This window comes from Veillonella sp. CAG:933 (assembly GCF_000431435.1).
Lineage (GTDB): Bacteria > Bacillota > Negativicutes > Veillonellales > Veillonellaceae > Veillonella_A.
Genome location: NZ_HF986232.1, coordinates 1 through 11,852, shown reverse-complemented (window position 1 = coordinate 11,852; position 11,852 = coordinate 1). Strand labels below are relative to the sequence as shown.

Annotated in this window: 24 protein-coding genes and 1 pseudogene; all 25 read right to left on the bottom strand. The window is 42.9% G+C overall.

Annotated features, from left to right (window positions below; all coding sequences use genetic code 11):
• On the bottom strand, nt 1–451 hold a 451-nt coding region (locus QZL64_RS11685), incomplete at its 3' end, for a type I methionyl aminopeptidase (RefSeq protein ID WP_296309596.1).
• Nucleotides 452–454: 3 nt separating this feature from the next.
• Nucleotides 455–1,018 carry an adenylate kinase gene (locus tag QZL64_RS11680; protein WP_021842145.1) on the bottom strand — a complete coding sequence of 188 codons (564 nt, stop codon included), beginning with the start codon at nt 1,016–1,018 and terminating at the stop codon, nt 455–457.
• Nucleotides 1,019–1,031: 13 nt separating this feature from the next.
• Nucleotides 1,032–2,294, bottom strand: coding sequence for a preprotein translocase subunit SecY (gene secY / locus QZL64_RS11675; RefSeq protein ID WP_021842144.1), 1,263 nt, complete (start codon nt 2,292–2,294; stop codon nt 1,032–1,034).
• Nucleotide 2,295: 1 nt separating this feature from the next.
• On the bottom strand, nt 2,296–2,736 hold the full coding sequence (gene rplO / locus QZL64_RS11670) for a 50S ribosomal protein L15 (RefSeq protein WP_006555672.1): 441 nt from the start codon (nt 2,734–2,736) through the stop codon (nt 2,296–2,298).
• A 22-nt stretch (nt 2,737–2,758) separates the two neighbouring features.
• Nucleotides 2,759–2,938, bottom strand: coding sequence for a 50S ribosomal protein L30 (rpmD, locus tag QZL64_RS11665; RefSeq protein ID WP_006555671.1), 180 nt, complete (start codon nt 2,936–2,938; stop codon nt 2,759–2,761).
• An 18-nt stretch (nt 2,939–2,956) separates the two neighbouring features.
• Entirely contained in the window at nt 2,957–3,457 is a 501-nt protein-coding gene (rpsE, locus tag QZL64_RS11660) for a 30S ribosomal protein S5 (RefSeq protein ID WP_021842143.1), read from the bottom strand.
• 18 nt (nt 3,458–3,475) lie between these two features.
• Entirely contained in the window at nt 3,476–3,847 is a 372-nt protein-coding gene (rplR, locus tag QZL64_RS11655) for a 50S ribosomal protein L18 (protein WP_438873617.1), read from the bottom strand.
• A gap of 22 nt (nt 3,848–3,869) precedes the next feature.
• Nucleotides 3,870–4,415 (bottom strand): 50S ribosomal protein L6, encoded by a 546-nt coding sequence (gene rplF / locus QZL64_RS11650; RefSeq protein WP_021842141.1) that lies wholly within the window; start codon nt 4,413–4,415, stop codon nt 3,870–3,872.
• A gap of 23 nt (nt 4,416–4,438) precedes the next feature.
• Complete coding sequence (rpsH, locus tag QZL64_RS11645) at nt 4,439–4,837, bottom strand: 30S ribosomal protein S8 (protein ID WP_006555667.1); 399 nt, start codon at nt 4,835–4,837, stop codon at nt 4,439–4,441.
• Between the two features lie 28 nt (nt 4,838–4,865).
• Entirely contained in the window at nt 4,866–5,135 is a 270-nt protein-coding gene (rpsN, locus tag QZL64_RS11640) for a 30S ribosomal protein S14 (RefSeq protein WP_006555666.1), read from the bottom strand.
• 17 nt (nt 5,136–5,152) lie between these two features.
• Entirely contained in the window at nt 5,153–5,692 is a 540-nt protein-coding gene (gene rplE, locus QZL64_RS11635) for a 50S ribosomal protein L5 (RefSeq protein ID WP_006555665.1), read from the bottom strand.
• A 25-nt stretch (nt 5,693–5,717) separates the two neighbouring features.
• Nucleotides 5,718–6,044 carry a 50S ribosomal protein L24 gene (gene rplX / locus QZL64_RS11630; RefSeq protein WP_021842140.1) on the bottom strand — a complete coding sequence of 109 codons (327 nt, stop codon included), beginning with the start codon at nt 6,042–6,044 and terminating at the stop codon, nt 5,718–5,720.
• A gap of 17 nt (nt 6,045–6,061) precedes the next feature.
• Complete coding sequence (rplN, locus tag QZL64_RS11625; RefSeq protein ID WP_006555663.1) at nt 6,062–6,430, bottom strand: 50S ribosomal protein L14; 369 nt, start codon at nt 6,428–6,430, stop codon at nt 6,062–6,064.
• 24 nt (nt 6,431–6,454) lie between these two features.
• On the bottom strand, nt 6,455–6,715 hold the full coding sequence (rpsQ, locus tag QZL64_RS11620; RefSeq protein ID WP_277600414.1) for a 30S ribosomal protein S17: 261 nt from the start codon (nt 6,713–6,715) through the stop codon (nt 6,455–6,457).
• A gap of 39 nt (nt 6,716–6,754) precedes the next feature.
• Nucleotides 6,755–6,955 (bottom strand): 50S ribosomal protein L29, encoded by a 201-nt coding sequence (rpmC, locus tag QZL64_RS11615; protein WP_006555661.1) that lies wholly within the window; start codon nt 6,953–6,955, stop codon nt 6,755–6,757.
• Entirely contained in the window at nt 6,945–7,382 is a 438-nt protein-coding gene (rplP, locus tag QZL64_RS11610) for a 50S ribosomal protein L16 (protein ID WP_006555660.1), read from the bottom strand. Before rplP ends, rpmC begins: the two co-directional genes overlap by 11 nt.
• Nucleotides 7,382–8,050 carry a 30S ribosomal protein S3 gene (gene rpsC, locus QZL64_RS11605; protein WP_006555659.1) on the bottom strand — a complete coding sequence of 223 codons (669 nt, stop codon included), beginning with the start codon at nt 8,048–8,050 and terminating at the stop codon, nt 7,382–7,384. Before rpsC ends, rplP begins: the two co-directional genes overlap by 1 nt.
• Nucleotides 8,051–8,067: 17 nt before the next feature.
• A complete protein-coding gene (rplV, locus tag QZL64_RS11600; protein ID WP_006555658.1) occupies nt 8,068–8,403 on the bottom strand; it encodes a 50S ribosomal protein L22 in 336 nt (111 codons plus the stop codon).
• Nucleotides 8,404–8,421: 18 nt separating this feature from the next.
• Nucleotides 8,422–8,703: a 30S ribosomal protein S19 gene (rpsS, locus tag QZL64_RS11595; protein ID WP_021842138.1), complete on the bottom strand. Its 282-nt coding sequence runs from the start codon at nt 8,701–8,703 to the stop codon at nt 8,422–8,424.
• Nucleotides 8,704–8,726: 23 nt separating this feature from the next.
• Nucleotides 8,727–9,557 (bottom strand): 50S ribosomal protein L2, encoded by an 831-nt coding sequence (rplB, locus tag QZL64_RS11590; protein WP_021842137.1) that lies wholly within the window; start codon nt 9,555–9,557, stop codon nt 8,727–8,729.
• Between the two features lie 25 nt (nt 9,558–9,582).
• The gene (gene rplW, locus QZL64_RS11585; protein WP_006555655.1) at nt 9,583–9,867 is read right to left on the bottom strand and encodes a 50S ribosomal protein L23; all 285 of its coding nucleotides are present in this window, start codon (nt 9,865–9,867) and stop codon (nt 9,583–9,585) included.
• On the bottom strand, nt 9,867–10,490 hold the full coding sequence (rplD, locus tag QZL64_RS11580; RefSeq protein ID WP_021842136.1) for a 50S ribosomal protein L4: 624 nt from the start codon (nt 10,488–10,490) through the stop codon (nt 9,867–9,869). The genes rplW and rplD overlap by 1 nt, the downstream gene beginning before the upstream one ends.
• 23 nt (nt 10,491–10,513) lie before the next feature.
• Nucleotides 10,514–11,155, bottom strand: a complete 642-nt coding sequence (gene rplC / locus QZL64_RS11575) for a 50S ribosomal protein L3 (RefSeq protein WP_006555653.1) — start codon at nt 11,153–11,155, stop codon at nt 10,514–10,516.
• 15 nt (nt 11,156–11,170) lie between these two features.
• Nucleotides 11,171–11,482 carry a 30S ribosomal protein S10 gene (gene rpsJ, locus QZL64_RS11570; RefSeq protein ID WP_040770779.1) on the bottom strand — a complete coding sequence of 104 codons (312 nt, stop codon included), beginning with the start codon at nt 11,480–11,482 and terminating at the stop codon, nt 11,171–11,173.
• A gap of 169 nt (nt 11,483–11,651) precedes the next feature.
• Nucleotides 11,652–11,852, bottom strand: a pseudogene (gene tuf / locus QZL64_RS11565) (elongation factor Tu); the annotation flags it as partial.

Here is an 11,852-nt window from a genome sequence, read left to right as displayed (position 1 = left end):
CAGCGTGGGAAATGTCCCCCACTCTGTTCCCGACAACTGCTTGTTCAATACCTTTGAACAAGCTTTCTTCTGTCACCTTGAGAAGTTTCATAACTTGAGGTTTGACCTTCCCAATAGGAATGGTTACGCAGGAATCACCATGATACCCATTAACTGAAGACACGAGGTCGATACTAATAATATCGCCGTGCTTCAGCTTGCGATGAGCATTGGGAATACCATGAACCACTTCATCGTTGATAGAAGCGCAAACTGTTGCAGGATACCCATAGTAACCTTTGCAGCTTGGTTCACCACCGTGGCTGCGAATATATTCTTCGGCAAATTGATCCAACTCAAGTGTTGTTACACCCGGTTTAGCTAATGCGATAAGCTCTGTTAACGTATCAGCAGTGAGTTTACATGCCTGACGGATATACTCAATTTCATGTTGCGATTTCAAAATAATCATTGATTATTTCTCCAACGCTTTAATGATATCTGTAAATACTGCATCCACATCCTGTAATCCGTTGATTTCTACATATAAACCACTGTTACGATAGTAATCAATTAAAGGCTTAGTAGATTCGTCGTATACAGCAAGACGTTTCTGTACTGTTTCCGGTTTATCATCGTCACGATTTTCAAGACGTGCTCGTTCACTGATGCGACGTACTAACTCATCGTTAGGAACGTTGAGATTAACTACAGCATCAAGAACAATTCCCATTTCTTTTAATATAGCATCTAATGATACTGCTTGGGCGGTCGTACGTGGGAAACCGTCAAGGATGAAGCCGTTTTTGCAATCATCTTTAGCAAGACGTTCACGTACGATACCAACCGTAACACTATCCGGTACGAGTTGGCCCGCATCCATGTATTTCTTAGCCTCAAGACCAAGAGGGGTACATTCCTTTACCGCTGCACGGAACATATCACCGGTTGAAATCTGAGGAATACCATATTTATCGATTAAACGAGTAGCCTGAGTACCTTTACCGGCACCGGGAGGTCCCATTAACAAAATATACATAGCTATTTTCCTCCTATTTAACAAAGCCCTTATAGTGACGGGTTAAAACTAAAGACTCAACTTGTTGCATTGTATCTAAAGCAACGCCGACAACGATAAGTAACGCTGTACCACCAAAATACACACCTTCGATGCCTGTAATACCACCGATAAAGTTAGGTAAAATAGCAACGAGAGCCAAGAATAAGGCGCCCGCGAAGGTAATGCGAGTCATTACGCGATCTACATAATCAGCAGTAGGTTTACCCGGACGAATGCCAGGGATAAATCCACCGTATTTTTTCATATTATCTGCCATATCCGTAATGTTAATTGAGATAGCTGTATAGAAGTACGTAAAAATAAAAATCAATACAGCATATAATACTGTCTGCAATGGGGTTCCCCATGTGAAATAATTAGCCAGTGTTCTCACCCAGTCAACCTGCACAAACTGAGCTAACGTCACAGGGAACATCAAAACGGATGACGCAAAGATAATTGGAATAACACCTGCCTGGTTGACCTTAAGAGGAAGGAAGGTTGAGTGTCCACCGTACATTTTACGACCAACAACGCGTTTGGCGTATTGAATCGGAATACGACGTTGACCTTGTGTTACCGCAATTACAAATACGATCATTGCAACAGCGATAATCGCAAATAATATTGCTTGGAAAATATTAATTGTTCCTACTTGTAAATATTCGTAGATAGTGCTGAATCCGGATGGGAAACGCGCTACGATACCGGCAAAGATGATAAGGGAAATACCGTTACCAATGCCGTATGCTGTAATCTGTTCACCAATCCACATGAGGAGACAAGTCCCTGCTGTAAGGATGATGGCAGTTACAATAACTGATAAGAAACTGTTGTCAATAAGTGCACTATTAGCACGTAACGCATAGGACATACCGAAAGCTTGGACAAATCCAAGAATTACGGTGCCATAGCGTGTTACTTTGGCAATTTTCTTACGTCCGTCTTCGCCGTCTTTACTCCACTGTTCAAAGGTCGGTACTACCGCTGTTAAGAGCTGCATAATAATCGACGCATTAATGTATGGGGTAATACTCATGGCAAAGATGGAGAACTTACTTAACGCACCACCGGCGAATAAGTCTAAGAGACCAAATAAGCCGCCGGATGTAAATAAGCTTTCAATAACAGAGGCATCTACGCCAGGGACCGGGATATGAACGCCTGCCCTAAACACGATAAACATAAGTAATGTATACGCTACTTTATTGCGTAGCTCTGTTATTTTAAAGATGTTCGAGAGGCCTTCTAGCACCCTAGATCACCTCTACTTTTCCGCCTGCTGCTACAATCTTTTCTTCGGCAGTTTTAGTAAAACCATTAGCAATAACTGTTAATTTCTTTTCTAACGTGCCATTACCAAGGATGCGAATACCATCACGTACGTTTTTCAAAATGCCCATTTCGATAAGAGCTACCGGATCAACCGTAGCACCATCTTCGAAGCGGTTAAGTTGGGAAATATTAACTTCCGCATATTCTTTAGCGAACACATTTTTGAAACCACGTTTTGGTAAACGGCGATAAAGAGGCATCTGGCCACCTTCGAAGCCGGAACGTACGCCACCACCACTACGGGAGTTTTGACCTTTCTGACCACGGCCAGCGGTTTTACCAAGACCGGAACCAAGACCACGACCACGACGAGTGCGTGTCTTTTTAGAACCTGCTGCTGGAGCTAATTCATGAAGTTTCATTCAGTGCACCTCCTTATCTATATTATACTTCTTCTACAGTAACTAAATGTCTAACTTTGTGAAGCATACCCTGAATTTGAGGTGTAACTTCTTTAACTACCTGAGAGTTAGTTTTCTTTAAGCCAAGAGCTTTTACAGTTGCGCGCTGATCTTCAGGGCGACCGATTAAGCTTCTGGTCAATGTAATTTTTACCTGTGCCATTACAGTCAATCCCCCTTATTAGCCGTAAATCTCAGCTACAGTTTTGCCGCGAAGTGCTGCCACTTCTTCAACACGTTTTAACTGTGCCAAGCCTTCAATTGTTGCGCGAACCATGTTGTTAGGATTGGAAGAACCAAGGGATTTCGTAAGGATGTTACGAACACCTACTAATTCCAATACGGCACGCACAGGGCCACCTGCGATAACCCCGGTACCTTCTGCAGCCGGTTTCAAGAAAACGCTGCCTGCACCGAAACGACCGGTTACAGTGTGAGGAATTGTACCGTTTTTAATAACAACGTGAATAAGATTTTTCTTAGCATCATCAATGCCTTTACGAATTGCTTCAGGCACTTCTGCCGCTTTACCTAAGCCAACGCCTACGTAACCGTTGCCATCACCGACAACTACTAAAGCGCTGAAGGAAAAACGACGACCGCCTTTTACTACTTTGGCTACGCGGTTGATGAATACTACTCTTTCTTTAAGATCAAGACTGGTGTAGTCAATTCTCGCCATGTCTAAAGTTCCTCCTTCTTAGAATTTCAAGCCAGCTTCACGAGCGCCTTCTGCAAGGGCCGCTACACGACCATGATAGATGTAACCACCGCGATCGAATACTACTGTTTCGATGCCTTTTGCGATAGCACGTTTAGCAACTAATTCACCAACAGCTTTAGCTGCAGCAGTGTTGCCACCATAGTTCAAGTTTAATTCTTTATCTAATGAGCTTGCTGCTACCAAAGTAGTACCAGCTACGTCATCAATAACCTGTGCATAAATGTTGCTAAGGCTACGGAATACGTTCAAACGTGGGCATTGCGCCGTACCGGAAATGTGACGACGAATACGAAGATGACGTTTTGCTCGAGCAATATTTCTTGTGGATTTACGAGCCAAGATGTTCACTCCTTTCTAAATTCTACTGATATTATTTGCCTTTAGCGCCAGCTTTACCAGCTTTACGACGAACAACTTCGCCTTCATAACGGATACCTTTACCTTTGTAAGGTTCTGGTTCTCTCCATTTACGAATATTAGCAGCTACAGCACCAACCACTTCTTTGTCAGCACCACTAACAATGATTTTGTTAGGAGCCGGCACATCAATGGTAATACCAGCAGGAGCTTCCATCTCTACTGGATGAGAGAAACCAAGGGTAAGCACTAATTTGTTACCTTGTTTGGCCGCTCTGTAACCAACACCGTTGATTTCCAATGTTTTAGCAAAGCCATCATGAACGCCTGTTACCAAGTTAGCAACAAGAGCTCGAGTGAGGCCATGTAAAGAACGGTGTGCTTTATCTTCGCTCGGACGAGCTACTGTGATTGTGTTACCTTCCACAGTAATAATCATATCCGGATGCAATTCACGAGATAATTCACCTTTAGGGCCTTTAACAGTCATTACGTGGTTTTCGTAGTTAACTGTAACGCCTTCAGGGATCTCGATAGGCATTCTACCGATACGTGACATTATTTCTACCTCCTATTGCCTGATTACCATACGTATGCGAGTACTTCGCCACCAAGACCTTCTTTACGAGCTTGTTTGTCGCTCATAACGCCTTTAGATGTGGAGATAACTGCAATACCTAAACCACCAAGTACGCGAGGGAGTTCTTCCTTCTTCGCATAAACACGTAATCCCGGTTTGGAAATACGTTTAATTCCAGTAATTACTTTTTCGTTATTGGAACCATATTTTAACGTTACTTTTAAAACTGTGTGTTTGCCGTTTTCAACGGTTTCAACGCTCTTTACAAACCCTTCTTCTTTAAGGATTTCAAGAACGGCAGCCTTCATGCGAGATACAGGAATCTCTACGGATTCATGAAGAGCAGCATTTGCATTACGGATGCGCGTAAGCATATCCGCAATCGGATCGGTCATTACCATATTCTAAAAACCTCCTCCCGTAATCCAATTACCAACTGGCTTTTTTAACGCCAGGAATCTGTCCTTTGTATGCAAGTTCACGGAACGCAATACGGCTAATACCGAATTTACGCATGTAGCCATGAGGGCGACCGGTCAAGTTGCAACGATTATGTAAACGAGTTGGAGAAGCATTTGCAGGCAATTGTGCCAATGCTTCATAGTCGCCGGCTGCTTTTAAAGCTTCGCGCTTAGCAGCATATTTAGCAACGATTTTCGCACGTTTCTTTTCGCGTTCAATCATAGATTTTTTAGCCATCTATAAGTTCCTCCTAATTATTTTTCAAAAGGCATGCCACAAAGAGTCAACAACTCACGCGCTTCTTCATCAGTTTTAGCGCTTGTAACTACGATGATATCCATACCTGTTACACGTTCTACCTGATCATATTCAATTTCAGGGAAGATGAGCTGTTCTTTAAGACCCAATGCATAGTTACCGCGGCCATCAAAAGCCGTTGCACTCACACCTCGGAAGTCACGTACACGTGGCAAAGCTACGTTGATCAACTTGTCTAAGAACTCATACATGCGTTCGCCGCGAAGAGTTACCTTAGTACCTAAGGCCATGCCTTCACGAACTTTAAAGTTAGCGATGGATTTCTTAGCTTTGGTGATTACCGGTTTCTGACCGGCGATAATAGTGAGGTCGTTAACGGCAGCTTCCAATGCTTTAGCATTACCAACTGCATCGCCAACACCAATATTGATAACGACTTTTTCCAATTTAGGAATTTCCATTACGTTTTTGTACTGGAATTTTTCCTGTAAAGCCTGACGAATTTCACTAGTATATTTTTCGTTTAAACGAGACATTAGTTAAAAGCCCTCCTTTCCCTTATTATTTATCGAGTACGGCACCGCTTTTCACAGTCGCACGTACGAATTTACCATTTTGTTCTACTTTTTTGATACGAGTAGGCTGTTTAGTTTCAGGATCGATTACCATTACGTTGGAAACATGGATAGGAGCTTCCTTAGTGATGATGCCGCCCTGAGGGTTAGCCTGGCTTGGTTTCGTGTGGCGTTTTACTAAGTTAACACCTTTCACGAAAACGCGCGATTTCTTAGGTTCAGTTGCGATAACTTCACCTTGTTTGCCTTTATCTCGACCGGAGATAACAACAACAGTATCGCCTTTTTTTACTAGAAGTTTAGTTTGGGACATCGTCGCGTTCCTCCTTCTTATAATACTTCCGGAGCAAGGGAGATGATTTTCATGAAGTCTTTTTCACGAAGCTCACGAGCTACCGGTCCAAAAATACGAGTGCCACGTGGGCTCTTGTCATCTTTAATTACTACTGCTGCATTTTCGTCGAAACGAATATAAGAACCGTCCTGACGACGGATACCTTTTTTAGAACGAACAATAACGGCTTTAACTACGTCGCCTTTCTTGACAACGCCACCGGGTGATGCATCTTTTACAGAAGCAACGATTACGTCACCGATATTGCCGAATTTGCGATAAGAACCGCCCAAAACTTGAATACACATAATACGTTTTGCGCCAGTGTTATCGGCAACATTCAAAATTGTTTGTTGCTGGATCATCGTATTTCCTCCTTACATCACGTATTATTTTACTTTTTCAATAATTTCAACCAATCTCCAATGTTTATCTTTGGAAAGTGGACGAGTTTCTACAATTTTAACTGTATCGCCAATTTGGCACTCATTGTTTTCATCATGAGCTTTAAAGCGTTTGCTTGTTACCATTGGCTTGTTATATAAAGCGTGAGGCACTTTACGTTCAACGGACACAACGATGGTTTTGTCCATTTTGTTACTTACAACTTTGCCTACACGTACTTTTCGTACATTTCTTTCTTCTGCCACGACCATTAGCCTCCTTTTCAATCCAAAACAAATTTGTTATTATGCGTTTCCTTTAAGAGCAGCTTCACGCTGAATTGTTTTAATACGCGCAATAGTTTTCTTAACTTCACGAATACGCATTGGATTTTCTAATTGACCAGTTGCGAGCTGAAAACGGAGGTTAAACAACTCTTCTTTAAGGCCGGAAACTTTTTGTTCCATTTCGGCAGCGCTCATGTTACGGATGTCATTAACCTTCATTTACGTCACCACCCAATTCTTTACCCTTAACAACGAACTTAGTTTTGATTGGAAGTTTATGACCTGCCAATCGCATAGCTTCACGAGCTACTTCTTCAGATACGCCGTCCATTTCGAACATTACGCGACCTGGTTTTACTACAGCAACCCAGTATTCAGGCGAACCTTTACCGGAACCCATACGAGTACCAGCTGGTTTAGCAGTGATTGGTTTGTCTGGGAAAATTTTGATCCAAACTTTACCACCACGTTTAATATAACGAGTCATAGCAATACGAGCAGCTTCGATCTGACGGTTTGTGATCCAAGATGGCTCTAATGCTACTAAACCGAATTCACCGTGAGCAACTGTGTTACCACGCATTGCGCGACCTTTCATACGACCGCGGAATTGTTTACGATGCTTTACGCGCTTTGGAATAAGCATTAGTTGTCACCTTCTTCCTTCTTAGCAGGTGCTTGTTTTGCCTCCGGCAATACTTCACCTTTGTAGATCCATACTTTGATGCCGATACAACCGTAAGTTGTATGAGCTTCAGCAGTACCGTAGTCGATATTGGCACGAAGTGTGTGCAATGGGATACTGCCTTCACGGTAGGATTCGCTACGAGCGATTTCAGCGCCGCCTAAACGACCGCTAACCATGATTTTAATACCTTTTGCACCAAGACGCATTGTGCGACCTACGGCTTGTTTCATTGCACGGCGGAAACCGATACGGCGTTCCAACTGGCTGGCAATGTTTTCAGCAACTAATACGGAGTCCATATCAGCTTGCTTAATTTCAGCGATGTTTACATCGATTTGTTTATCAGTGAAGCGTTTTAACGCTTTGCGGATATCTTCGATACCTGCACCACCACGACCGATAACCATACCTGGTTTTGCAGTGTGGATAGTTAATTTAATACGTTTATTAATACGCTCAATTTCAATGCGGGAAATACCGGCAATGAAAAGGGTTTTCTTCAAGAAGTTACGAATTAAAACGTCTTCGTGAAGATTTGCAGCGTAATCTTTATCAGCATACCATTTTGCGTCCCAATCTTTTACGATACCAACACGCAAACCATGGGGATTAACTTTCTGACCCACTATATTCCCTCCTTCTATTAAGCTCTTTCAGAAACTACTACTGTTACGTGGCTGGAGCGTTTCAAAATTTTGAAAGCCTGTCCACGGGAACGAGGATGAATGCGTTTCATTGTTGGACCCTGATCAACGAAGATTTCGGATACATAAAGATTGTCAACATTCATATCAAAATTGTGTTCTGCATTTGCGATTGCGGAACGCATTACTTTTTCTACTACATCGGCGCCAACTTTCGGAGTGAACTTCAAGATGGCAAATGCTTCGCCGATATTCTTGCCGCGCACGAGGTCAGCAACAATACGGATTTTACGAGGCGCGATGCGCACGTGTCTAGCGATTGCTTTTGCTTCCATTATCTAATTCCTCCTATATTATTTCTTACCGGTTGTTTTTTCACTCTTAACGTGACCTTTGAAAGTACGAGTTGGAGCGAATTCGCCTAATTTATGACCTACCATATCCTCTGTAACGAATACAGGTACGTGTTTGCGACCATCATGCACAGCAATTGTATGGCCTACAAAGTTAGGGATAATAGTAGAGGCACGAGACCAGGTTTTTACAACTTTCTTATCATTAGTTTCATTTAAGGCATCAATTTTCTTTGCAAGCGAAGCTGCAACGAAAGGGCCTTTTTTTATAGATCTGGACACTGTCTTATCTCCTTCCTGCTATCCTATTTTGTACGACGTTTAACAATCAAGCTGCTAGAAGCTTTTTTCTTGTCGCGAGTTTTAACACCATGTGCCGGTTTACCCCAAGGTGTAACAGGATGTTTACGACCTACAGGAGACTTACCTTCACCACCACCATGTGGATGGTCACAAGGGTTCATTACAACACCACGGTTGCCAGGACGAACGCCCATCCAACGATGGCGACCGGCTTTACCGATTGTAATGTTTTCATGATCAATGTTACCTACAACACCTACGGTTGCACGGCAGTTGATATGAACACGACGAAGTTCACCGGATGGTAAACGAAGTAATGCATAGGAACCTTCTTTAGCCATAAGCTGAGCAGAAGTACCTGCGGAACGAACGATCTGGCCACCTTTACCGATTTTCATTTCGATGTTGTGTACTTGAGTACCCAAAGGAATGTTGAGTAATGGTAAGCAGTTACCAGGTTTAATATCGGATTCAGGACCGCTATATACAGTGTCGCCTACTTTCAAGCCATGTGGAGCAAGAATGTAGCGTTTTTCACCATCGGCATAGTTAAGCAACGCAATACGAGCACTACGGTTAGGATCGTATTCGATGGATGCTACTTTAGCCGGGATATTATCTTTAACACGTTTGAAGTCAATAATACGGTACTGACGCTTGTGACCGCCACCTTGGTGACGTACAGTCATTTTACCGGTGTTATTACGACCGCCTGTCTGAGAAACCTTAGCGAGCAAAGACTTTTCAGGTTTGCTTGCAGTGATTTCAGTGAAGGCAGATACTGTCATAAACCGACGACCAGCGGAGTACGGTTTGAATGATTTAATTGCCATTATGGGGCCTCCTTACTAGACTATCTTAAACACCTTCAAAGAATTCAATGGATTCGCCAGCCTTCAAAGTTACGATAGCTTTTTTGTAATCGCTACGTTTACCCTGTGTACGGCCCATGCGTTTTACTTTACCAAGAACTCGAATGGTAGCTACTTTTTCTACCTGTACGTTGAAGATTTTTTCTACAGCTTGACGAATCTGCACTTTGTTTGCAGTCAAAGGCACACGGAACGTGTATTTGCCTTCTTCCATAAGCAGAGTTGTTTTTTCTGTAATAATCGGACGAATAAGAACATCGCGTAATTCCATTATGCGAGCACCTCCTCAATCTTTGCTACGGCACCTTCAGTAATGAAGAGCTTATCGTAGTGGAGAAGATCGAAAATGTTCACGCCTTCACAAGCCAAAGCTTTAACGCCTTGAATGTTACGAGCGGAACGTTCTACATTAATATCACCTTCGGTGATAAATAATACTTTAGCGTCACCTACGTTGAAGTTGTTAAGGATGTTTAATACTTCTTTCGTTTTTGGAGCTGCTAAGGTTAATTCGTCCAATACGATTAATTCGTTGTTGTTTACTTTATCGCTAAGAGCAGATTTAACTGCAAGACGTCTAGCTTTACGAGGCATTGCCTTGTAATAGCTACGAGGTTGTGGACCGAATACGGTACCACCACCAACCCATAAGGGGCTACGAGTGGAGCCTACACGAGCACGGCCGGTACCTTTTTGTTTCCAAGGTTTACGACCACCGCCGCGAACAAGACCTCTCGTTTTAGTTGCGTGAGTGCCAAGACGTTCGTTAGATAACTGACGAACTACGGCTTGATGCATAACAGCTTCGTTAACTTCAACTGCAAATACTGCATCATTTAACTGTATTTCACCGACTTTAGCGCCGGACATATTGTATTTTGTTACTGTTGGCATTAGAGATCCTCCTTTCGACAATGTTATTTAACAGGTTTCACCGTGTTGCGAACCATTACTAGGCTGCCTTTAGCGCCCGGAATGCCACCTTTAACTAAAAGTAAGTTACGGTCTGCATCAACTTTTACTACAGATAAGCGCTGTACGGTAACTCTGCCGCCACCCATTTGTCCAGGGAGTTTCTTGCCTTTGTATACCTTACCGCCGCCACCGGAGATCATAGGACCGATGGAACCAGGTTCACGATGAGATTTGGAACCGTGAGTTACAGGACCACGATGGAAGTTGTGGCGCTTAATAGTGCCCGCAAATCCTTTACCTTTACCTGTACCTACAACATCAACCAACTCACCTTCTGCGAAGATATCAGCTGCCAGAGTTTGGCCCACTGTGTAATCAGTTGCTTCAGCAAGGCGAAGTTCGCGAAGATATTTAACCGGTGCTACGCCGGCTTTGTCGAACTGGCCTTTTACAGGTTTAGTTAAATGTTTTTCTTTAATGGAGCCATAGCCGAGCTGTACTGCATCGTAACCGTCGGATTCAACAGTTTTAACGCGCACTACTACGCTTGGGGTTGCTTCCACTACAGTGACAGGAACGAGTTTACCTTCAGCAGTGAAGATCTGAGTCATTCCTAACTTTTTACCCAAAATAGCTTTAGACATAATCGCACCTCCTTATTATAATTTTATTTCAATAGACACACCAGCCGGTAATTCAAGACGGGTGATAGCATCTACTGTTTTCGCATTTGATTCAAGAATATCGATTAAACGTTTATGTGTACGCATTTCGAATTGTTCACGAGAGTCTTTATTGACATGTGGTGAACGAAGAATTGTAAAAATATTTTTTTCAGTTGGCAATGGAATTGGACCGGATACTAATGCACCGTTGCGTTTTGCAGTGTCAACAATTTTTGCCGCGCTCTGATCAAGAGCTTTGTGATCGTATGATTTTAAACGAATACGAATTTTTTGCTGTTTAGCCATGAATAACTTCCTCCTGTCGCTCATTTCATGAATGAACTGCTCCATAGAAATTCTCCTCCGCAGAGGCAACCTTCTATATCATAGTTTAAAAACACAACACAAGAGCGGCATGCAAATGCCGCTCTGCGCTGCACAAAGTATAGGTTTGTGACCTACATTTACTACTTAATTATCCTTCGATAATTTCAGTAACAACACCGGCGCCTACTGTGTGGCCACCTTCGCGGATAGCGAAACGAAGACCAGCTTCAATAGCGATTGGTGTAATCAATTCAATAGTCATAGTGATGTTATCACCAGGCATACACATTTCAGTACCTTCTGGCAAGTTGATAACGCCGGTTACGTCAGTTGTACGGAAGTAGAACTG